Source organism: Pedobacter sp. ASV12, from assembly GCF_016429155.1.
In the GTDB taxonomy this organism is placed as follows: domain Bacteria; phylum Bacteroidota; class Bacteroidia; order Sphingobacteriales; family Sphingobacteriaceae; genus Pedobacter.
Window position 1 is genome coordinate 1 of sequence record NZ_JAELUC010000389.1, and the last position, 302, is coordinate 302.

At 62.9% G+C, this 302-nt stretch carries 1 protein-coding gene; it reads left to right on the plus strand.

What is annotated here, in order from left to right; all coding sequences use genetic code 11:
* Positions 1 to 56: 56 nt before the first annotated feature.
* Positions 57 to 302: hypothetical protein (locus JHD69_RS20840; RefSeq protein ID WP_199142212.1), on the plus strand; the 246-nt coding region annotated here is incomplete at its 3' end.

Below are 302 nucleotides of genomic sequence, written 5' to 3' on the forward strand. Positions count from 1 at the left end.
TGAATAAGGACGGTCAGGTAAAACAATACAAGAAATCTTAATGGACATACAATTTATTGGAGAGAATCTCCTGCCTGGCAAAATCGGCCAATTTTTTATTGTGCTGGCGTTTGCCTCTTCGTTGCTCCTGTCTCTTATACACATCTCCGAGCCCACGAGACAGTACTCATGATCGCGTATGCCGTCTTCTGCTGGAAAAGGGGGGGGGGGGGGGGGGGGGGGGGGGGGGGGGGGGGGGGGGGGGGGGGGGGGGGGGGGGGGGGGGGGGGGGGGGGGGGGGGGGGGGGGGGGGGGGGGGGGGG